Source organism: Pseudomonas putida (genome assembly GCF_050989985.1).
Lineage (GTDB): Bacteria > Pseudomonadota > Gammaproteobacteria > Pseudomonadales > Pseudomonadaceae > Aquipseudomonas > Aquipseudomonas putida_AI.
The window spans coordinates 402,772-424,032 of record NZ_CP158815.1 but is presented as its reverse complement, the minus strand read 5'-3'; the positions used below and the strand labels follow the sequence as shown (position 1 = coordinate 424,032).

Sequence of the window (21,261 nt, the reverse complement as noted above, 5' to 3'; positions counted from 1 at the left end):
CCACAAACGTGGCTGATCAGCCTTACAGAGGCCTCGCCGCATCGGAGCCGGCTCAATTGATCGGGCAACATCCCGACACCCTTCATTGATTGGCCGACGCGAAAATATAAGTAAAGATTCGCAAATCTTATAAAAGACTTATATTCTCCCATGAACAGCATTCACTGGACTCGAAAGGCCGTTAAGCAGCTTCTGAAATTGCACTCCGCCCACCAGATCCACGTACGTGATGCCGTCGCTGCGCTGGCTGACATGCCCGAAGCAGGCAATGTCAAAGCACTGGTCGGTCATGACTACGCCTATCGACTTCGAGTGGGTAACTATCGAGTCATGTTTGATTGGGACGGCGCAATCAAAGTGATCAGTATTCAAGAGGTCAAGAAACGCGATGAACGCACCTACTGACGTTCAAATCATCAACGACGCAGACGGAAACCCGGCGTTCGTGGTTATTCCTTACGCGCAGTACCTGGCGCAGAAAATCGAGCCCGACCTGATCCCTCATGAAGTGGTCAGCCGCATCGTCGACGGCGCAACGCCGATCCGCGCATGGCGCGAGCACTTGAACCTTACGCAGGATGAAGTGGCCAAACGCATGGGTATTTCTCAACCGGCCTTTGCCCAGCAAGAGACCGTCGCGAAACCCCGGAAGGCCACTCGCGAAAAAATTGCCGCGGCGTTTGGTATCACTGCCAATCAACTAGAGCTGTAGGCTGCACACAACTTCTTGTTAAAGGGATCGAAATGAAAATCTGCGGCATCGAAATCAAAGGCAGCGAAGCGATCATCGCCGTGGCCAACCTGGAGGGTCAGGCGTTGAATCACGTCGCGCTCGCCACCAAGAAAATCGCCCTGGACGATGACGACGAAGCCGCCAACGTCAAAGTCTTTGCCGCTCAGGTGGCGTCGTTTGTCCGTGAGAATTCGATAGATCGAATCGCGATCAAGAAGCGCAGCAAGAAAGGTGAATTCGCTGGCGGGCCGACGACGTTCAAGATCGAAGGGGTTTTGCAGTTGCTGGAGAATTGCGAGGTGACGCTGCTGTCGCCGCAGACCATCAATGCGCAGGCCAAGAAGCACAACTTTGAGCTGCCGCAGACGCTGAACAAGTATCAGCATGAGGCTTATAAGGCGGCTTGTTCGGCGTTGATGAAGAAGTAATTTCAAACGCCACAGTACAAAACTGTGGGAGCGAGCCTGCTCGCGATAGCGGTGCATCGGTCTACATCAATGTGACTGACAGACCGCTATCGCGAGCAGGCTCGCTCCCACAGGAATATGCGTTGCTCAGGCCTTCGCGGTCCGCCGATCCTCCCGCGGACACCGCTCATATTTCGCCCGGTAGCTGCGAGTGAAATACGACGGCGATTCAAACCCGCAGGCGATGCTCACTTCCAGCACACTCATATCGGTCTGGCGCAGCAATTGCCGCGCTTTCTCCAGTCGCAGGCGCAGGTAGAAATTGCTCGGTGTGTCGTTCAGGTGCAAACGGAACAGGCGCTCAAGTTGCCGGCGAGTGACCTTGATCGATTCCGCCAGTTCCAGGGTGCTCAGCGGCGGTTCGCTGTGCTGTTCCATCTCGCCAATCACGTGAACGAGTTTCTTGTTGCTGATGCCATATCGCGTGGCGACTTCCATGCGTTGGTGGTCTTTGCGCGGGCGGATGCGGCCGAGTACGAATTGCTCGCTGACCTGGATCGCCAGTTCCGGACCATGGGCCTGGGCGATCAGGTCGAGCATCAGGTCGATGGAAGCCGTGCCGCCGGCGGAGGTGATGCGTCGACGGTCGATTTCGAACAGCTCCTGGGTGACGCTGAGCTGTGGATAGGACTCCTTGAAGGCATCGATGGCTTCCCAGTGCAGGGTCAGGCGATGGCCGTCGAGCAGGCCGGCTTCGGCAAGGATGAAACTGCCGGTGTCGATGGCGCCGAGGGTCACGCCTTCGTTGTCCAGGCGACGCAGCCAGTGCTCCAGGGCCGGGGTGGCGAATTTCAGCGGTTCGAAGCCGGCGACTACCAGCAGCGTCGCGCCTTTCTTCAATGGCTCCAGCGCCGCATCGGCGTTGACCGACATCCCGTTACTGGCCAACACCGCCCCGCCATCGGCGCTCAAAACATGCCAGCGATAGAGCTCGCCACGAAAGCGATTGGCAACCCGCAATGGCTCGATGGCCGAGATGAATCCAATGGCCGAGAAACCCGGCATCAACAAGAAATAGAAATCCTGGGACATGGCGCACTCGATAGACGGGCGGGTAGCGTGAGGACGTTGATACGCCACTTGCAACCGGCATTCAAGGGGGCAGGTCGCTGCAGTGCAAGAGTCGGTCGCCGCAGTGCGCTTTCGTGCCACATTAGCTGCGTAACGTGACATCCACCGGCGCACAAAGACGACCGGACCCACAATAACGAAACTGCCGAGGAACCCGAGAATGAAACGACTGATCAGCAGCTGTGTTCTTGCACTCAGTGGTACCGCTTTTCTGAGCGCCAGTGTCATGGCCGCCGACCCCGCCTCCTGCCAGAACGTGCGCATGGGCGTGGTGAACTGGACCGACGTGATCGCCACCAGTGCAATGACCCAGGTATTGCTCGATGGACTCGGCTACAACACCAAACAAACCAGCGCCTCCCAGCAAATCATCTTCGCCGGCATCCGCGATCAGCGCCTGGACCTGTTCACAGGTTACTGGAACCCGCTGATGACCCAGACCATCACCCCGTTCGTCGACGCCAACCAGGTCAAGGTGCTGCAAGCGCCAAGCCTGAAAGACGCGCGCGCCACCCTCGCCGTGCCGACCTACCTCTACGACAAGGGCCTGAAAACCTTCGCCGACATCGCCAAGTTCGAAAAAGAGCTGGGCGGCAAGATCTACGGCATCGAGCCAGGCTCGGGCGCCAACACCCAGATCAAGGCGATGATCACCAAGAACCAGTTCGGCCTGGGCAAGTTCCAGCTGGTCGAATCCAGCGAGGCCGGCATGCTCGCCGCGGTGGATCGCGCCGTACGCCGCAACGAAGCCGTGGTGTTCTTCGGCTGGGCGCCGCACCCGATGAACGTCAACATCAAGATGTCCTACCTGACCGGCAGCGACGACGCCCTCGGCCCGAACGAAGGCATGGCCACCGTCTGGACCGTTACCGCGCCGACCTACGCCGAACAGTGCCCGAACATCGGCAAATTGCTGAGCAACCTGACCTTCACCGCCGAAGACGAGAGCCGGATGATGCAGCCGCTGCTGGATCACAAGGACGCCTTCGAATCGGCCCGGCAATGGCTCAAGGATCACCCGCAAGACAAGCAGCGCTGGCTTGAAGGCGTGACCACCTTCGATGGCAAGCCGGCCGCTGAAAACCTGAAGCTGACCGCCAAATAACCCTCGACTGAACCACCGATTCGCAGCCCCGACGGGCTGCGAACGGGACAGCTACGCCCTGCTTTTCACCCAGAAGCATTTACCTAAAAAGCACTCGCCTGTAAGGAACCGCCAAATGAACCACGACGTCATCATCACCTGCGCACTCACCGGTGCTGGCGACACGACCGCCAAGAGCCCACACGTGCCGGTCACCCCGAAACAAATCGCCGCTGCCGCCGTGGAAGCCGCCAAGGCCGGTGCCACCGTGGTTCACTGCCATGTTCGCGACCCGCAGACCGGCAAGTTCAGCCGTGACGTGGCACTGTACCGCGAAGTGATGGAGCGCATTCGCGAAGCCGACGTCGACATCATCGTCAACCTCACTGCCGGCATGGGCGGCGACCTGGAAATCGGCGCTGGCGAAAACCCGATGGAGTTCGGCCCGAACACTGACCTGGTTGGCCCGTTGACCCGCCTGGCCCACGTCGAAGAACTGCTGCCGGAAATCTGCACACTCGATTGCGGCACCCTGAACTTCGGCGATGGCGACACCATTTACGTCTCGACCCCGGCGCAACTGCGTGCCGGCGCCAAACGCATCCAGGAACTGGGCGTGAAAGCCGAACTGGAAATCTTCGACACCGGCCACCTGTGGTTCGCCAAGCAGATGATGAAAGAAGGCCTGCTCGACAACCCGCTGTTCCAGCTGTGCCTGGGCATCCCGTGGGGCGCGCCGGCCGACACCACCACCATGAAAGCCATGGTCGACAACCTGCCGGCCGACGCGGTCTGGGCCGGTTTCGGCATCGGTCGCATGCAGATGCCAATGGCGGCGCAAGCAGTGCTGCTGGGCGGCAACGTGCGGGTCGGCCTGGAAGACAACCTGTGGCTCGACAAGGGCGTGCTGGCGACCAACGGCCAATTGGTCGAGCGCGTCGGCGAAATCCTCAGCCGCCTTGGTGCCCGGGTACTCACCCCGGCTGAAGGCCGCAAGAAGATGGGCCTGAAGCAGCGCGGCTAAGCCCATCACCCATTTCCCCCTGTGGGAGCGAGCCTGCTCGCGATAGCGGTTCACCTGACTCAAAGATGTATCGGATGCACCGACGTCATCGCGAGCAGGCTCGCTCCCACAGTTTTTTGAGCCAAATTCAGGAAGTTGCCATGAGCTTTATCACCGAAATCAAAACCTTCGCAGCCCTGGGCAGCGGTGTCATCGGCAGCGGCTGGGTCGCGCGCGCCCTCGCCCATGGCCTCGATGTGGTGGCCTGGGACCCGGCGCCCGGTGCCGAAGCGGCGCTGCGCAAACGCGTCGCCAATGCCTGGGGTGCGCTGGAGAAAAAAGGCCTGGCGCCCGGCGCCTCGCAGGATCGCCTGCGTTTTGTCGCCACCATCGAAGAATGCGTGCGCGATGCCGATTTCATCCAGGAAAGCGCCCCCGAACGCCTTGAGCTGAAACTGGACCTGCACAGCAAAATCAGCGCCGCGGCCAAGCCCAACGCCCTGATCGGCTCCAGTACATCCGGCCTGCTGCCGAGCGAGTTCTACGAGAGTGCCACCCACCCGGAACGCTGCGTGGTCGGTCACCCGTTCAACCCGGTCTACCTGCTGCCGCTGGTGGAAGTGGTCGGCGGCAAGAACACCGCGCCCGAAGCTGTGCAAGCGGCCATGAAAGTCTACGAATCCCTCGGCATGCGCCCGCTGCACGTGCGCAAGGAAGTCCCGGGATTCATCGCCGACCGCCTGCTCGAAGCGCTGTGGCGCGAGGCGCTACATCTGGTCAACGACGGTGTGGCGACCACCGGTGAAATCGACGACGCCATCCGTTTCGGCGCCGGCCTGCGCTGGTCGTTCATGGGCACGTTCCTGACTTACACCCTGGCCGGTGGCGATGCCGGTATGCGTCACTTCATGGCACAGTTCGGCCCGGCCCTGCAGTTGCCCTGGACCTACCTGCCGGCGCCTGAGCTGACTGACAAACTGATCGACGACGTGGTGGACGGCACCAGTGATCAACTGGGCAAACACAGCATTGCGGCGCTGGAGCGCTATCGTGATGACTGCCTGATGGCGGTGCTGGATGCGGTGAAGGCCACCAAAGAGAAGCACGGGATGGCGTTCAGCGAGTAACGAGCCCGCAGGTACGGCCCCATCGCGAGCAGGCTCGCTCCCACATTGGAATGCGTTCCCCTGTAGGAGCGAGCCTGCTCGCGATGACGGCCGTCCAGCCACCACATATTCCGGATGCCAAGACATGCCCGCACTGACCACCTACCAAACCCGCATCATCCCCGACTGGGTCGACTACAACGGCCACCTGCGCGACGCCTTCTACCTGCTGATCTTCAGCTACGCCACCGACGCGCTGATGGATCGCCTGGGGATGGACAGCAACAACCGCGAAGCCAGCGGCAACTCGCTGTTCACCCTGGAACTGCACCTCAACTACCTGCATGAAGTGAAACTCGACGCCGATGTCGAAGTGCGCACCCAGATCATCGGCCACGACAGCAAGCGCCTGCACCTCTACCACAGCCTGCACCTGGCCGGTGACGACAAGGAACTGGCGGGCAACGAGCAGATGCTGCTGCACGTCGACCTCGCCGGGCCGCGCTCCACACCGTTCAGCGAATTGACCCTGGGCAAACTGCAAGCCATCGTCGCCGAACAGGCCGATTTGCCAACTCCCGAGTACATTGGCCGAGTGATCGCATTACCCACAAAAAAATAACAAGGAGATTGCATGAACACCGCCGCCGCTTTTGCCGACTTCCGTACTTATCCGTTGATCAGCGCGCTGACAGGCGTGCAGGCGATGGCGGATCGTGTTCTGGTGAAGTGGGCCGATCAACGTGTCAGCCCCTTCCATCATCAATGGCTGCGGGACAACTGCCCGTGCCCGCAATGCGTCTACACGGTGACCCGCGAGCAGGTGCTGGAAATCGTCGACGTTGCGCAAGATGTGGTCCCTGAACAGTGCAGCGTCGACGCCGAAGGTTGTCTGCGCATTGAGTGGCAGGACGGTCACCTCAGCCGCTTCGACCCGGGCTGGCTGCGAGCCCACGCCTACGACGATGAATCCCGCGCCGAACGCCTGGCCGCCAAACCCAGTGCCAGGCTCTGGCACAGCGATCTGACGCTGCCGGTGTTCGAGTATCAGGCACTGATGACCGATAACGACGCGCTGCTGCAATGGCTGCTGGCCGTGCGCGACATCGGCCTGACCCAGGTGCGCGGCGTACCCACCGAACCCGGCTCGCTGAAGCTGATCGCCCAGCGCATTTCCTTCATCCGCGAGAGCAATTTCGGCGTGCTGTTCAACGTGCAATCCAAGGCCGATGCCGACAGCAACGCCTACACCGCTTTCAACCTGCCGTTGCACACCGATCTGCCGACCCGCGAGCTGCAACCGGGGCTGCAATTCCTGCATTGCCTGGTCAACGACGCGACAGGTGGCGAGAGTATTTTTGTCGACGGTTTTGCCATCGCCGACGCCCTGCGCCGGGAAGATCCCGAGTCGTTCAAAAGCCTGTGCGAGATCCCGGTGGAGTTTCGCAACAAGGACCGCCACAGCGACTACCGCTGCCTGGCGCCGATCATCGCTCTGGATGCCCTGGGGAACGTGTCGGAAATCCGCATGGCCAACTTTCTGCGCGGCCCGTTCGATGCATCGATAGACGATATGCCCAAGCTCTACCGCGCTTATCGCCGTTTCATTGCCATGACCCGCGAGGCGCGCTTTCGCGTGATGCAAAGGCTCAATCCGGGCGAGCTCTGGTGCTTCGACAACCGCCGCACCCTGCATGCCCGTAACGCCTTCGATCCTGCAACCGGAGCGCGGCATTTCCAAGGCTGCTATGTCGATCGGGATGAGTTGTTGTCGCGCATCCTCGTGCTGCAGCGCTAAACCGCGTCATCGTTCATCGCGAGCAGGCTCGCTCCCACAGGTTATTTGCAATCTCTGTGGGAGCGAGCCTGCTCGCGATGGCGCCAGTCCAGACAACTCATTTCCCCAGGATTCACAGGCAAAAAAAACCCCGATCAAGCCGTGACAGGATCGAGGCAGAGGGTACTGTTGAGGAGCTGCCGCGCTAGGGTGACCAAACCTTCGTGAAGCGAGCTGAGTCCAGTTTGCCCACTCCCCATACGGTAAAGATGCTCGAAAACGACGTGCTCATAGTCAGTTATGACATTGCGACAAATCGCCCTTGATGCCACTGCATGCCACTACCAGAATCGAGCCACGACACCGTTCCCAGAAGAAGGATTAGCGCCATGATGCACGCCGATTTGATAGACCAGGAAGACCTGTTGGGCCACCTCATTTCATTGGGTTTTCAAGTACCCAATGGCGCCACGGCCGAGCAGGCTTGCGAGTTCGCGGTGCGCGGCCTGAACAACGAACGGGCCATCGTGCTGCGCACCATGGTCAAGCAGATGTACACCAGCAGCGCGACCATCCTGCCGGCCGTGCGCCAGGCCATCGACAAGCAACTGCTGCCGGCATTGGCCGAGTACCAGCAGAGCCACACTCCCCGTTAAATACAATCGCGAGCAGGCTCGCTCCCACAGGGATCACTTCAACCCTGTGGGAGCGAGCCTGCTCGCGATGAGGTTTCTCCGGTTTAGAGCCTTACGCTGGCGAAAGTCGACTCATTACGCGCCTGGCTCAGCGCCGACAGCGGCCCGGACAGCGGCGACAGTACCAGCGCCTGCGGCAGCGGCATCATCGCCACTTGCTGCGTGGTGTTGGAGCCAACGCGCTCGTCACGCGGTGGAATGCCGAAGTATTCGCGGTAGCACTTGGAGAAGTGCGGCGTGGACACGAAGCCGCACACCGACGCCACTTCGATGATCGACATCGGCGTTTGCTTGAGCAGCTGCCGTGCGCGAATCAGGCGCAGCTTGAGGTAGTAACGCGACGGCGAGCAGTGCAGGTACTTCTGGAACAGCCGCTCCAGCTGACGACGGGACACCGAGACGTACACCGCCAGCTCGTCGAGGTCGATCGGCTCTTCGAGGTTGGCCTCCATGAGCGCGACGATTTCCTGCAGCTTCGGCTGGTTGGTGCCCAGCATGTGCTTGAGCGGCACGCGCTGGTGATCCTGTTCGTTGCGGATGCGCTCGTAGACGAACATTTCCGAGATCGCGGCGGACAGTTCGCGGCCATGATCGCGGCTGATCAGGTGCAGCATCATGTCCAGCGGCGCGGTACCACCGGAACTGGTGAAACGGTTACGGTCGAGGGTAAACAGGCGGGTACTCATGGCGACCCGTGGAAACGCTTCCTGCATCGCCGCCAGACATTCCCAATGCACGCTGCAATCGAAACCGTCCAGCAGGCCGGCGCAAGCCAGGGCCCAGCTGCCGGTGCAGACCGCGCCGAGGCGACGGGACTGACGCGCCTGGCTTTGCAGCCATGAAACGTGTTCGCGGGTAACAGTGCGCTGGATACCGATACCGCCGCAGACGATCACGGTATCCATGGGAGGTGCCTTGTGCATCGAGGCGTCAGGGGTGATCTGCAGACCGTCGCTGGCCCAGACCTGGCCGCCATCGACTGTGAGGGTAGTCCAGCGATACAACTCGCGACCGGACAGCTGGTTGGCCATGCGCAGTGGTTCGACTGCGGAAGCCAGGGAAATCAGCGTGAAATTGTCCAGCAGCAGAAAGCCGATGGATTGAGGCGCACGGTTCTGGGGTTGGGCCCCGGAGTTGAACGACGTCATCGCGGTGTCTCCTCACACAAGCAGGTGATGGCCTCAGGCGGAGGCTCTTGTTATTGCCATCGTTCTCGCGTGGGAGACGGGCTTTAGTAATGACAGAGCAATTGCCATGCCTAAATTTGAATGTGCGTTCAATAACTCCTAAAAACGACGTCGGAATGTGTCTATATATGACACGCAAGGTGTGGGGACTTAAATGGCCATCAGGGCTGGCAAGTGCCTGGGCTCACAAGCTGTGAGCAATTCGGTAGCACTTGTGGGAACTGGGCTGCGGGCAGCCTGGAAAGAGTGTCACCCAAGGCACGGGTGACGGGCGGTAGTAGCAGCCATTGTACCCGACCGCCGGGGAAGCCATTTATCTGTGAGCGACGCGCTAAAAGGTGGCGCGTTTTGGTGCGGGTGTTCGATTTGCGCGCAGTTTTGACTGGTCTGGCCCCTTCGCGAGCAGGCTCGCTCCCACAGTTGATCGCATTCCCCTGTGGGAGCGAGCCTGCTCGCGAAGGATTCAACGCGGTATCAGCACTCTACGGCGCTAACCGCCAACCCACCCCGCGATGTCTCTTTATATTTGTCATGCATATCGGCGCCGGTATCGCGCATGGTGCGAATGACCCGGTCCAACGAGATGAAGTGCTGGCCATCGCCCCGCAGCGCCATCTGTGCCGCGTTGATCGCTTTCACCGCGGCAATCGCATTGCGTTCGATGCACGGCACCTGCACCAGGCCGCCCACCGGGTCGCAGGTCAGGCCGAGGTTGTGTTCAAGGCCGATTTCCGCCGCGTTGCACAACTGCTCCGGCGTAGCGCCGAGGATTTGCGCCAGGCCGGCCGCCGCCATGGCGCAGGCCGAACCCACTTCGCCCTGGCAACCGACTTCGGCACCGGAGATCGAGGCGTTTTTCTTGCACAGGATCCCCACCGACGCCGCACCGAGGAAGTAGTCGACGACATTGGCGTCGGTCACGTCTTCGCTGAACTTCATGAAATAGTGCAACACCGCCGGAATGATCCCTGCCGCGCCATTGGTCGGTGCCGTGACCATGCGCCCGCCGGCGGCGTTTTCTTCGTTGACCGCCAATGCATAGAGGTTGACCCACTCCATCGCACTCAAGGTCGAACCGATCACATTGGGTTTGTTCAGCTCCTGCAGGCTGCGATGCAACTTGGCCGCACGGCGGCGCACGTTCAGGCCACCGGGCAGGATGCCTTCGTGCTTGAGGCCGTGCTCGACGCAATCCTGCATGGCGCGCCAAAGCTTCATCAGGCCGCTGCGGATTTCTTCTTCGCTGCGCCAGACCTTCTCGTTGGCCAGCATTAATTCGGCCACGCTCAGGTTGTGCTTCTTGCACAGCTCGAGCAGCTCCGCGGCGCTGGAAAAATCGTAAGGCAATACGGTGCTGTCCAGATCGACGACACCGCTGGAAGCCTGGGCTTGATCGACGACGAATCCGCCGCCCACCGAGTAATAAGTGTCGCGATGCAGCTCACCGTCATCGCCTTCGGCGACCAGGGTCATGGCGTTGGGGTGGAACGGCAGGTTTTCGTCGATCAGGCGCATGTCCCGCGCCCAGACGAAAGGCACCTCCAGGCGACCGTCGAGCAACAGTGTGTCGGTTTCGCGCAGGGTGGCGATGCGGATGCCGATTTGCGACGGATCGATCGCGTCCGGCCACTCGCCCATCAGGCCCATGATCACGGCGTTGTCGCTGCCGTGGCCGATGCCGGTGGCGGACAAGGATCCATAGAGCTGGACTTCGACGCGCCGTACTTGCTCCAGAAGCCCGCGCTCGCGCAGATCCTGCACGAACAGCGCCGCCGCGCGCATGGGTCCCACGGTGTGCGAACTGGAAGGGCCGATGCCGATTTTGAACAGGTCGAAAACACTGATAGCCATTACTGCCGAACTCCTGGATGAGCCAACTCCGGGCGCCGAAGCGCCCGGTGGCGGAGCTGCTACGCTCAAGCTGCAATCCGCCGGGATGGCCGCATCATCCGGCTTTTGTCGTGTCGTTCGACGTCTCTAACCGACGCACTCTTGTCCACGAACGCCGTGTGCGTTTTACGCCATGTTTTCGCGGTTTTTGGCGGTACGGAAGGGGGTAAAGGGGCTGAAAAAATCTGTAAACGACGTCACCGACACTGGAAGCGACCATCCCTGTACTGGTTACGACGCACCCTGTAGGCGTCAGATTTTCACTGGTACATGATCTTATTCGACTCGATTGCAAAGGCGCTGCGGTAGAGCTGTCACAAGAACGCCACCCAACCGCAACCTATAAGTGCGGTAGTCCAAGTCGGAACACTGCCAAAAAAAAACACCAAGGAGTCCATTCATGAAAGGTTCCCCGTCGTTGTTGTTGGCCGCCATGCTTAGCCTGCCTGTTCTGGCCCAAGCCGCCGAACCGGCACAATGCAGTACCGTGAACTTCTCCGATGTCGGCTGGACCGACATCACCGCGACAACCGCTACCACCAGCGTCGTACTCAACGCGCTGGGCTACAAGACCAAGACCACCATGATTTCCGTTCCCGTGACCTACAAGTCCCTGGCCGACGGCAAGAACATGGACATCTTCCTCGGCAACTGGATGCCGACCATGGAAAACGACATCAAGGCCTACCGCGATGCCGGCACCGTGGACACCGTGCGCACCAACCTCAAGGGCGCCAAGTACACCCTGGCGGTACCTCAAGCCCTGTACGACAAAGGGCTGCATGACTTCGCCGACATCGCCAAATTCAAGAAAGAACTCGACGGCAAGATCTACGGGATCGAACCGGGCAACGACGGCAACCGCCTGATCCAGACGATGATCGACAAGAACGCCTTCGGCCTCAAGGACGCCGGCTTCAAGGTCGTCGAATCCAGCGAAGCGGGGATGCTTTCCCAGGTCGACCGCGCACAGAAACGCGACACCGCCGTGGTCTTCCTCGGCTGGGCGCCGCATCCGATGAACAAGCGCTTCAAGATTCAATACCTGACCGGTGGTGACGATTTCTTTGGCCCGGATTTCGGCGCCGCCACCGTGGCGACCAACACCCGCAAGGGTTACGCCGAGGAATGCAGCAACGTGGGCCAGTTGTTGAAAAACCTGGAGTTCAACGTCGACATGGAAAGCGAACTCATGGGCAACATCCTGGACGACAAGATGAAGCCTGACGCGGCCGCCAAGGCCTGGCTGAAAAAGAATCCACAGGTGCTCGATACCTGGCTCGCTGGCGTGACCACCATTGACGGTAAACCTGGCCTGGACGCCGTGAAAGCCAAGTTGAATACGCCTTGAATTAAAGAGCACCGCTTATGCCGGACGGCGCTGCCGTCCGGGCTGTTTATTTCCTTGCATGCGGACGTTCACTACCATGCTGATTGATCAGAAAATCCCTTTAGGCCAGCACATCGCGAGCTTCGTCGAATGGTTGACGCAACACGGCGCCAGCACCTTCGACGCCATTGCCGTGACACTGGAAACGATGATCCACGGCGTGACGTTTGCGCTGACCTGGTTCAACCCGCTGGTCCTGATCGGCCTCATCGCCCTTCTGGCCCATTTCATCCAACGCAAATGGGGCCTGACCGCCTTTGTAATCGCCTCCTTCCTGCTGATCCTCAACCTGGGGTACTGGCAGGAAACCATGGAAACCCTCGCCCAGGTGATGTTCGCGACCCTGGTCTGCGTGGTCATCGGCGTGCCGCTGGGCATCGTCGCCGCGCACAAGCCGATGTTCTACACTTTAATGCGTCCGGTACTCGATCTGATGCAGACCGTACCGACCTTCGTCTACCTCATTCCTACCCTGACCCTCTTCGGGCTGGGCGTGGTCCCGGGCCTGATCTCCACGGTGGTGTTCGCCATTGCCGCGCCGATCCGCCTGACCTACCTGGGCATCCGCGATGTGCCCGCAGAATTGATGGACGCCGGCAAAGCCTTCGGCTGCTCGCGTCGCCAACTGCTCACAAGGATCGAACTGCCCCACGCCATGCCGAGCATCGCGGCCGGCATCACCCAGTGCATCATGCTGTCGCTGTCGATGGTGGTGATCGCGGCACTGGTGGGCGCCGACGGACTGGGCAAACCGGTGGTCAACGCACTGAACACTGCTGATATCGCCCTGGGCTTCGAAGCGGGCCTGGCGATCGTACTGCTGGCGATCATGCTCGACCGTATCTGCAAACAACCCGACGCCAAAGTAGGGGGTGACGCATGAGCATAATTCGCTTCGAAGACGTGGACGTGATCTTTACCAAGGATCCGCGCGAGGCACTCAAGCTGCTGGACCAGGGTCTGACCCGCAGTGAGATCCTGAAAAAGACCGGCCAGATCGTGGGCGTCGAAAAGGCCAGCCTGGATATCGAAAAAGGCGAGATCTGCGTGCTGATGGGCTTGTCCGGTTCCGGCAAGTCCAGCCTGCTGCGCTGCATCAACGGCCTCAACACCGTCAGCCGCGGCAAGCTGTTCGTCGAGCACGAAGGCAAGCAGGTCAACATTGCCTCCTGCTCGGCCGCCGAACTGAAAATGATGCGTACCAAGCGCATTGCGATGGTGTTCCAGAAGTTCGCCCTGATGCCTTGGCTGACGGTGCGCGAGAACATCAGTTTCGGTCTGGAAATGCAGGGCCGGCCGGAGAAGGAACGCAGGAAACTGGTCGACGACAAGCTTGAACTGGTAGGCCTGACCCAATGGCGCAACAAGAAACCCGATGAGCTGTCCGGCGGCATGCAACAGCGTGTGGGCCTGGCCCGCGCGCTGGCGATGGACGCCGACATCCTGCTGATGGACGAACCGTTCTCGGCACTCGACCCGCTGATCCGCCAGGGCCTGCAGGACGAACTGCTGGAACTGCAGCGCAAGCTGAGCAAGACCATCGTGTTCGTGAGCCACGACCTCGATGAGGCCCTGAAGCTCGGCAGCCGTATCGCGATCATGAAAGACGGCCGGATCATCCAGTACAGCAAGCCGGAGGAAATCGTCCTCAACCCGGCGGACGACTACGTGCGGACCTTCGTGGCCCACACCAACCCGCTGAACGTGCTTTGCGGTCGCAGCCTGATGCGCACCCTGGACAACTGCAAGCGCATCAACGGTTCGGTGTGCCTGGATCCGGGCGGCGATTCGTGGCTCGACCTGGCCGAAGGCAACACCATCAAGGGTGCTCGCAAGAACGGATCGGTGATGGACCTGCAGAATTGGGTGCCGGGGCAAGCCGTCGAAGGCCTGGGCCGTCGCCCGACCCTGGTGGACTCGAACATCGGCATGCGCGACGCGCTGCAGATTCGCTACCAGACCGGCAACAAGCTGGTACTGCACGACAACAACCACGTGGTCGGGATCCTCGGCGACAGCGAGCTGTACCACGCACTGCTCGGCAAGAACCTGGGGTAAGGCAACAGATGCAAAAACGCCGCGAGAGATCGCGGCGTTTTTGTTTGTGGGCCATCGGGTCAATCTGCTTTGCGGCTGATGGCCCCATCGTGAGCAGGCTCGCTCCCACATTGGAATGCGGTCAACTGTGGGAGCGAGCCTGCTCGCGATGAATACGGCGCGGTGCTTCAGACAGAAACACCGCGCCACTTACAACTCAGCTATACACCCGACCACGCATCTGCCGATGGCTTCGGGATCCTCGGAAAGAACCTGGGGTAAGGCAGCAGATGCAAAAACGCCGCGAGAGATCGCGGCGTTTTTGTGTCTGCATCTTTTGGCTTGGAATACTGACAACTGTGGCGAGGGAGCTTGCTCCCGCTTGAGTGCGTAGCACTCACAAATTCTTGGGGTCGCTTCGCAACCCAACGGGAGCAAGCTCCCTCGCCACAACAGCGTCACCGCATCACTTCACAACTTAGCTAGACACCCGACCCAGCATCTGCCGATGGCTTTCAAACTGATCGAGCACGTCACGGGTGATCTGATCCTGGGTGAAGCCCATCAGGTCGTAATCCTGGCTGCCGTTGTGCAGGTACACCTCGGCGCGGTAGTAGCGCTGGCGTGCCTCATCGGACTGCGCCGATTCGGTCGGCGTGGCCAGGTAGCCGTCCAGGCTGACTTCGTAGACGAACGGGTTGCCCTCTTCCATCTCGACACGTACGCCCATGCAACGCTTGGACTTGCCCAGCAGGGTTTGCACTTCCAGACCCTGGGCACGCATTTGCGCGGTCGCATCCTGCAGCGCCGGGCTCACGTGCTTGTCCATGAAGCGCTGTACCACCGACTGGCTCGGTTGCAGGTCCAGCTGAGTCAGACGCTCGCTGAAACCACGGCGACCGCGTGCCGCCAGCTCCGCCTGCTCCTGCTCGATCTGCACGTCCTGGCGCATGGCCTTGTGCAAGCCGAACATGAAGAACACCAGCACCACCGAGAACGGCAGGCCCGCCAGCACCACCATGGTTTGCATGGCTTCGAAGTTACCGGCGAACAGCAGACCGATGGTCACCAGGGTGATCACCACCGACCAGAAAATCCGCAGCCAGTGCGGGGCGTCTTCGTCGACGTTGCCGCCTTTGCACGACAGGTTGGCCATCATCACCGCGCCGGAATCCGCCGGGGTCAGGAACAGCACGAAACCGACGAAAATCGAGACGCCGATCACCACCTTCGACGCCGGGTAATGCTCCAGCAATTGGTAGATCGCCATCGACGGCTGTTCCAGAGCCGTCTTGCCCAGCTCCACCGCCCCGTGGTTCATCACCAGGTCCAGAGCCGAGTTACCGAAGATCGACAGCCACGCCAGGGTGAAACCCAGCGGAATCAGCAGCACGCCAGCGACCATTTCACGCACCGTGCGACCACGGGAAATACGTGCGACGAACATGCCTACGAATGGGGCCCAGGAAATCCACCAGGCCCAGTAGAACAGGGTCCACAGGCCCAGCCAGCGGTCGGACTTCTCACTGTCGCCTTCATAGACATAGAGGTCGAAAGTCTTCAGAACCACACCGTTGAGGTAGTCACCGACGTTCTGCACGAAGCCGTTGAGCAGGTGCAGGGTGGGACCGAACAGCAGCACGAAAATCAGCAGGCCGCTGAACAGCACGATGTTGAGGTTGGACAAGCGACGAATGCCGTTTTCCACGCCCGACACGGCAGCGATGGTCGCCACGGTGCTCATCACGATGATCACGATCAGCAGGTTGGTGTTGCTGTGCTCCATGCCGAACAGGTTTTCCAGGCCCGAGGACACTTGCAGCGAGCCAATCCCCAGGTTGGTCACCAGACCCAGCAAGGTCACGAACATGCCGAAGCCGTCCACCGCATGACCGGCCGCGCCCTTGACCCAACGCTCGCCCACCAGCGGATACAGCGCCGAACGCAATGCCAGTGGCTGGTTGTGACGGTAGGCAAAGTACGCCACCGCCAAACCGACCAGTGCGTAGATCGCCCAGCCATGCAGGCCCCAGTGCAGGAACGTCAGCTGAACCGCCTGACGTGCCGCCAGGTTGCTGCCAGCCACGCCTTCCGGCGGGTTGAAATAGTGATCCAAAGGTTCGGAAGCGCCAAAGTACAGCAGCGAAATGCCGATACCCGAGGAGAACAGCATCCCCGCCCAGGCGCCGTAGCTGAAGTCCGGGGTGTCGTCCTTGCTGCCCAGCTTCAGTTTGCCGTAGGACGAAAACGCCAGGCCGACAACGAAGATCAGGTAGGCGGCAATCACCACCATGTAGTACCAGCCGAAGCTGCGGGACAACCAGGCTTGCGCCGTACCCAGCATTCTGCCGGCCTCTTGCGGGGCGATGATCAGAATGGCGGTCAACAATAGAATCAACGCGGTCGAGGTGTAGAACACCCAACCGTTGACCGTCACCTTTTCCGGTGGGGTCTTTATTAGCGAGGCAGAACTCATGGCACAGATGCTCCGGGCAGTGCGAGAGAAGAACGCAAGGCAATGTGTTACCCGACCAATCGGTAAGTGGGCAGCCGACCGGTGGGTGATATAAAGACAGCCGGAAAAAAGCCCGAACCCTCTGGACGCCGTGGCGTACAGGTTTCGAGCTTTTTCGGATGTCGGTTTGCCGCCATTTACGTGTCGGTAAAACCGGTAACAGCGACGAATTGTCGCGGATCTTATTCTTTGTTGATTGAACGTTCAATCAAAACAAAATAGACTGGCCCACAAGCCGACAGCCGTTCGACGACTGCCGGAAGGGCTTAAGGAGATGTGCAAGATGCCCAAGGTCGGTATGCAACCCATCCGCCGCCAGCAATTGATCGAAGCCACTTTGCAGGCTGTCGATCAGGTCGGGATGGGGGACGCCAGCATTGCGCTGATCGCCCGTCTGGCCGGTGTCTCCAACGGAATCATCAGTCACTACTTTCAGGACAAAAATGGCCTGATCGCCGCCACCATGGGGTACCTGATGAGCGTCCTGAGCGAGAACGTCACCGCGCGCCGTCAGGCGCTGAAAGATGACAGCCCCCGGGCGCATCTGCAGGTGATCATCGAAGGCAACTTCGACGCCAGCCAGGTCAATGGCCCGGCAATGAAAACCTGGCTGGCCTTCTGGGCCACCAGCATGCACCAGACGTCTTTGCACAGGTTGCAGCGGATCAACGATCACCGCCTGTATTCCAACCTGTGCTGCCAGTTCCGCCGCGTATTGCCGCTCGAAGATGCGCGCAGTGCGGCCCGTGGCCTGGCTGCGTTGATTGACGGATTGTGGTTGCGCGGTGCGCTGTCGGGAGACGCTTTCGACACCGAGCAGGCGCAACAGATCGCTTACGAATACATGGATTTCCAACTGGCCAAGCGGGTGAGTTAGAGCGCACAGAACGCTCAACCCCTGATTCGAGCCAATCAACTGATGCACTTGCGAGGACTTTATGGCCCGTTTCGAACTGCAAAAACTCTACATCGATGGTGCTTACTCCGACGCTGGCAGCGACGCCACGTTCGAAGCCATCAACCCGGCTAACGGCGAAGTCCTCGCAAAAGTGCAACGTGCCACCAAGGAAGACGTCGAGCGCGCTGTCGTCAGCGCCGAAAAGGGCCAGAAAATCTGGGCCGCCATGACCGCCATGGAGCGTTCGCGCATCCTGCGTCGCGCCGTGGAAATCCTGCGTGAGCGCAACGACGAACTGGCTGCCCTGGAAACCCTGGACACCGGCAAGGCCTACTCCGAAACCCGCTACGTCGACATCGTCACCGGCGCCGACGTGCTGGAGTACTACGCAGGCCTGGTGCCGGCCATCGAAGGCGAGCAGATTCCGCTGCGCACCACTTCGTTCGTCTACACCCGTCGCGAGCCGCTGGGCGTCGTGGCCGGTATCGGCGCATGGAACTACCCGATCCAGATCGCCCTGTGGAAATCCGCACCGGCCCTGGCCGCCGGTAACGCGATGATCTTCAAGCCAAGCGAAGTCACCTCGCTGACCACCCTGAAACTGGCCGAGATCTACACCGAAGCCGGCTTGCCTGCAGGCGTGTTCAACGTCCTGACCGGCAGCGGCCGCGAAGTCGGCACCTGGCTGACCGAGCACCCGCGCATCGAGAAAGTCTCGTTCACCGGCGGCACCGACACCGGCAAGAAAGTCATGGCCAGCGCTTCGAGCTCCTCGCTCAAGGACGTGACCATGGAACTGGGCGGCAAATCCCCGCTGATCATCTGCGACGACGCCGACCTGGATCGCGCCGCCGACACCGCGATGATGGCCAACTTCTACAGCTCCGGTCAGGTCTGCACCAACGGCACTCGCGTGTTCGTACCGGCCCACATGAAGGCTGCCTTCGAAGCCAAGATCGCCGAGCGCGTCGCGCGCATCCGCATCGGCAACCCGGAAGACGAAAACACCAACTTCGGTCCGCTGGTCAGCTTCGCCCACATGGAAAGCGTGCTGGGCTACATCGCCAAGGGCAAGGAAGAAGGCGCACGCGTGCTGTGCGGCGGCGAGCGTCTGACTGACGGCGCATTCGCCAAGGGCGCGTTCGTGGCACCGACCGTGTTCACCGACTGCACCGACGACATGACCATCGTTCGCGAAGAAATCTTCGGCCCGGTTATGGCGATCCTCAGCTACGAAACCGAAGAAGAAGTGATCCGCCGCGCCAACGACACCGACTTCGGCCTGGCCGCCGGTGTGGTCACCAAAGACCTGAACCGCGCCCACCGCATCATTCATCAACTGGAAGCCGGTATCTGCTGGATCAACGCCTGGGGCGAGTCCGACGCCAAGATGCCGGTCGGTGGCTACAAGCAGTCGGGTGTCGGTCGTGAGAACGGCATCAGCTCGCTGAACAACTTCACTCGCATCAAATCGGTACAGGTCGAACTGGGCGATTACGTCTCGGTGTTCTAAGACCCGAGTCTTGTATTGCCTGCGAGGGCCTCTTCGCGGGCAAGCCCGCTCCCACAGGTTTCGCGTCGTCCAGCAAATCTGTGGCAGCCCCAATCCTTGTGGGAGCGAGCCTGCTCGCGATCGAGTGCGCAGCACTCGCCGGGGCCTGACCTGACCAACTTCAAAGAGGGTGCATTCAATGTCCCAAGAATTCGATTACATCATCATCGGTGCCGGCTCGGCCGGTAACACCCTGGCGACCCGTCTGACCGAAGACGCTGGCGTCACCGTCCTGCTGCTCGAAGCGGGCGGCCCGGACTACCGCATGGACTTCCGCACGCAGATGCCGGCCGCCCTGGCGTTCCCACTGCAAGGCCGTCGCTACAACTGGGCGTACGAAACCGATCCGGAGCCGCACATGGACGGTCGTCGGATGGAATGCGGTCGCGGCAAGGGCCTGGGTGGCTCCTCGCTGATCAACGGCATGTGCTACATCCGCGGCAACGCGATGGACTACGACGGCTGGGCGAAACTGCCGGGCCTGGAAGACTGGACCTACCTCGATTGCCTGCCGTATTTCCGCAAGGCGGAAACCCGTGACATCGGCCCGAACGACTACCACGGTGGCGAAGGCCCGGTCAGCGTGACCACGCCCAAAGCCGGCAACAACCCGCTGTTCCACGCCATGGTCGAAGCCGGCGTGCAGGCCGGTTACCCGCGCACCGAAGACCTCAACGGTTACCAACAGGAAGGCTTCGGCCCGATGGACCGCACCGTGACGCCTAAAGGCCGCCGTGCTTCCACCGCCCGTGGTTACCTGGACGTGGCCAAGAAGCGTTCGACCCTGACCATCGTCACTCACGCCCTGACCGACAAGATCCTGTTCGAAGGCAAGCGTGCGGTCGGCGTGCGTTACCTGGTGGGCGCCGCCGAAGAGCGCGTTGAAGTGAAGGCGCGCAAGGAAGTGCTGTTGTGCTCCGGCGCTATCGCTTCGCCGCAGATCCTGCAACGTTCCGGTGTCGGCCCGAAGAAACTGCTGGAAAGCCTCGACATTGCGGTGGTCCACAACTTGCCGGGCGTCGGTGAAAACCTGCAGGACCACCTTGAGCTGTACCTGCAGTACGCCTGCACCCAGCCGGTGTCGCTGTACCCGTCGCTGCTGTGGCACAACCAGCCGGCCATTGGTGCCGAATGGCTGTTCAACGGCACCGGCATAGGCGCCAGCAACCAGTTCGAAGCCGGCGGTTTCATCCGCACCCGTCCGGAATTCGAATGGCCGAACATCCAGTACCACTTCCTGCCGGTCGCGATTAACTACAACGGCAGCAACGGTGTGCAGGAGCACGGCTTCCAGGCGCACATGGGCTCCATGCGTTCGCCGAGCCGCGGTCGCATCCAGGTCAAATCCAAGGACCCGCGCCAGCACCCGAGCATTCTGTTCAACTACATGGCCACCGAGCAGGACTGGCAGGAATTCCGCGACGGCATCCGCCTGACCCGTGAAATCATGCAGCAGCCGGCACTGGACGCCTTCCGTGGCCGCGAAATCAGCCCGGGCATCGAAGTGCAAACCGATGAAGAGCTGGACAAGTTCATCCGCGAGCACGCCGAAACCGCGTTCCACCCGTCCTGCTCGTGCAAGATGGGCACCGACGAGATGGCGGTGGTCGATGGCCAGGGGCGCGTGCACGGCATGCAAGGCCTGCGCGTGGTCGATGCCTCGATCATGCCGATCATCACCACCGGCAACCTGAACGCGCCGACGATCATGATGGCCGAGAAAATCGCCGACAAGATCCGTGGCCGCCAGCCGCTGCCGCGCAGCAAGGCCGCCTACTATGTGGCCGGTGATGCGCCGGTGAAGGGCAAGCCGGTGCGGGAAGTCGCCCAGCCGGCTTGATACCGCGTCGACCGCA

Annotated in this window: 19 protein-coding genes; 15 read left to right on the top strand and 4 right to left on the bottom strand. The window is 60.8% G+C overall.

Translation table 11 applies throughout. The features are described from left to right. Nucleotides 1-150: 150 nt before the first annotated feature. Genes ABTV29_RS02035 through ABTV29_RS02025 form a run of 3 tightly spaced genes read left to right on the top strand, consistent with a single transcriptional unit; the run spans nucleotide 151 to nucleotide 1,161 of the window. Nucleotides 151-405 (top strand): type II toxin-antitoxin system RelE family toxin, encoded by a 255-nt coding sequence (locus tag ABTV29_RS02035; RefSeq protein ID WP_433768635.1) that lies wholly within the window; start codon nucleotides 151-153, stop codon nucleotides 403-405. Next, a complete protein-coding gene (locus ABTV29_RS02030) occupies nucleotides 389-712 on the top strand; it encodes a helix-turn-helix domain-containing protein (RefSeq protein WP_160104923.1) in 324 nt (107 codons plus the stop codon). Before ABTV29_RS02035 ends, ABTV29_RS02030 begins: the two co-directional genes overlap by 17 nt. A 32-nt stretch (nucleotides 713-744) precedes the next feature. Further along, nucleotides 745-1,161 carry a DUF3010 family protein gene (locus tag ABTV29_RS02025; RefSeq protein WP_433768634.1) on the top strand — a complete coding sequence of 139 codons (417 nt, stop codon included), beginning with the start codon at nucleotides 745-747 and terminating at the stop codon, nucleotides 1,159-1,161. 126 nt (nucleotides 1,162-1,287) lie between these two features. Here ABTV29_RS02025 and ABTV29_RS02020 read toward each other — a convergent pair whose 3' ends face one another. Next, the gene (locus ABTV29_RS02020) at nucleotides 1,288-2,232 is read right to left on the bottom strand and encodes a GlxA family transcriptional regulator (protein ID WP_085716447.1); all 945 of its coding nucleotides are present in this window, start codon (nucleotides 2,230-2,232) and stop codon (nucleotides 1,288-1,290) included. Nucleotides 2,233-2,431: 199 nt separating this feature from the next. On the opposite strand from ABTV29_RS02020, the gene choX reads away from it, so the two are divergent. From choX to ABTV29_RS01990, 6 genes are all read left to right on the top strand, one after another. After that, the gene (choX, locus tag ABTV29_RS02015; RefSeq protein ID WP_433768633.1) at nucleotides 2,432-3,376 is read left to right on the top strand and encodes a choline ABC transporter substrate-binding protein; all 945 of its coding nucleotides are present in this window, start codon (nucleotides 2,432-2,434) and stop codon (nucleotides 3,374-3,376) included. A 115-nt stretch (nucleotides 3,377-3,491) separates the two neighbouring features. Further along, nucleotides 3,492-4,379: a 3-keto-5-aminohexanoate cleavage protein gene (locus tag ABTV29_RS02010; RefSeq protein WP_110965262.1), complete on the top strand. Its 888-nt coding sequence runs from the start codon at nucleotides 3,492-3,494 to the stop codon at nucleotides 4,377-4,379. A 140-nt stretch (nucleotides 4,380-4,519) separates the two neighbouring features. Next, on the top strand, nucleotides 4,520-5,485 hold the full coding sequence (locus ABTV29_RS02005; protein WP_433768632.1) for an L-carnitine dehydrogenase: 966 nt from the start codon (nucleotides 4,520-4,522) through the stop codon (nucleotides 5,483-5,485). Between the two features lie 124 nt (nucleotides 5,486-5,609). After that, nucleotides 5,610-6,086 carry a thioesterase family protein gene (locus ABTV29_RS02000; protein ID WP_433768631.1) on the top strand — a complete coding sequence of 159 codons (477 nt, stop codon included), beginning with the start codon at nucleotides 5,610-5,612 and terminating at the stop codon, nucleotides 6,084-6,086. Nucleotides 6,087-6,098: 12 nt separating this feature from the next. After that, entirely contained in the window at nucleotides 6,099-7,262 is a 1,164-nt protein-coding gene (locus tag ABTV29_RS01995; RefSeq protein ID WP_433768630.1) for a gamma-butyrobetaine dioxygenase, read from the top strand. Between the two features lie 368 nt (nucleotides 7,263-7,630). Next, on the top strand, nucleotides 7,631-7,897 hold the full coding sequence (locus tag ABTV29_RS01990; protein WP_433768629.1) for a hypothetical protein: 267 nt from the start codon (nucleotides 7,631-7,633) through the stop codon (nucleotides 7,895-7,897). Between the two features lie 83 nt (nucleotides 7,898-7,980). Here ABTV29_RS01990 and ABTV29_RS01985 read toward each other — a convergent pair whose 3' ends face one another. After that, entirely contained in the window at nucleotides 7,981-9,084 is a 1,104-nt protein-coding gene (locus ABTV29_RS01985) for a GlxA family transcriptional regulator (RefSeq protein ID WP_110965267.1), read from the bottom strand. A gap of 513 nt (nucleotides 9,085-9,597) precedes the next feature. Beyond that, nucleotides 9,598-10,974 (bottom strand): L-serine ammonia-lyase, encoded by a 1,377-nt coding sequence (locus ABTV29_RS01980; protein ID WP_433768628.1) that lies wholly within the window; start codon nucleotides 10,972-10,974, stop codon nucleotides 9,598-9,600. A 439-nt stretch (nucleotides 10,975-11,413) separates the two neighbouring features. On the opposite strand from ABTV29_RS01980, the gene ABTV29_RS01975 reads away from it, so the two are divergent. The 3 genes from ABTV29_RS01975 (at nucleotide 11,414) to choV (ending at nucleotide 14,461) form a co-directional block, all read left to right on the top strand. Further along, entirely contained in the window at nucleotides 11,414-12,364 is a 951-nt protein-coding gene (locus tag ABTV29_RS01975) for a choline ABC transporter substrate-binding protein (protein WP_433768627.1), read from the top strand. Nucleotides 12,365-12,440: 76 nt separating this feature from the next. Further along, nucleotides 12,441-13,286, top strand: a complete 846-nt coding sequence (choW, locus tag ABTV29_RS01970; RefSeq protein ID WP_433768626.1) for a choline ABC transporter permease subunit — start codon at nucleotides 12,441-12,443, stop codon at nucleotides 13,284-13,286. Continuing rightward, nucleotides 13,283-14,461, top strand: a complete 1,179-nt coding sequence (choV, locus tag ABTV29_RS01965) for a choline ABC transporter ATP-binding protein (protein WP_433768625.1) — start codon at nucleotides 13,283-13,285, stop codon at nucleotides 14,459-14,461. Before choW ends, choV begins: the two co-directional genes overlap by 4 nt. Nucleotides 14,462-14,918: 457 nt before the next feature. Here the strand turns inward: choV and ABTV29_RS01960 are convergent, their stop codons facing one another. Then, the gene (locus ABTV29_RS01960) at nucleotides 14,919-16,859 is read right to left on the bottom strand and encodes a BCCT family transporter (RefSeq protein ID WP_433771719.1); all 1,941 of its coding nucleotides are present in this window, start codon (nucleotides 16,857-16,859) and stop codon (nucleotides 14,919-14,921) included. A gap of 379 nt (nucleotides 16,860-17,238) precedes the next feature. Here ABTV29_RS01960 and betI point away from each other — a divergent pair, with 379 nt between their 5' ends. From betI to betA, 3 genes are all read left to right on the top strand, one after another. Further along, entirely contained in the window at nucleotides 17,239-17,832 is a 594-nt protein-coding gene (gene betI, locus ABTV29_RS01955) for a transcriptional regulator BetI (protein ID WP_175376611.1), read from the top strand. Nucleotides 17,833-17,893: 61 nt separating this feature from the next. Next, complete coding sequence (gene betB, locus ABTV29_RS01950; protein WP_433768624.1) at nucleotides 17,894-19,366, top strand: betaine-aldehyde dehydrogenase; 1,473 nt, start codon at nucleotides 17,894-17,896, stop codon at nucleotides 19,364-19,366. Nucleotides 19,367-19,544: 178 nt separating this feature from the next. Continuing rightward, nucleotides 19,545-21,245, top strand: a complete 1,701-nt coding sequence (gene betA / locus ABTV29_RS01945; RefSeq protein ID WP_433768623.1) for a choline dehydrogenase — start codon at nucleotides 19,545-19,547, stop codon at nucleotides 21,243-21,245. Nucleotides 21,246-21,261 lie beyond the last annotated feature (16 nt).